The organism is Chryseobacterium mucoviscidosis (assembly GCF_002177115.1).
Lineage (GTDB): Bacteria > Bacteroidota > Bacteroidia > Flavobacteriales > Weeksellaceae > Chryseobacterium > Chryseobacterium mucoviscidosis.
On sequence record NZ_MVAG01000006.1, the window covers coordinates 1 to 231 of the forward strand.

At 40.3% G+C, this 231-nt stretch carries 1 protein-coding gene; it reads left to right on the forward strand.

Annotated features, from left to right (window positions below; translation table 11 throughout):
• On the forward strand, positions 1–231 hold a 231-nt coding region (locus B0E34_RS00020), incomplete at both ends, for a mechanosensitive ion channel domain-containing protein (protein ID WP_133059883.1).

Here is a 231-nt window from a genome sequence, read left to right on the forward strand (position 1 = left end):
TTGGTTTCAGAGGTTTCCTTTGGAAATTGATCGGTAGTTTGGGATTTGCAGGGGTTATTGCAGTGGTTGCCCTGAATGATGTTGTTTCCAGTATATTCTCAGGAATGCTGATCGGTATTGATATAGCCTTTAAAGTAGGAGATTATATTACGATAGGATCACCCTCCGGAAGTGTAGAGGATATTGGTTTTTTAACAACGAAAATCATTACGGACGCCGGTATGAAAGCTT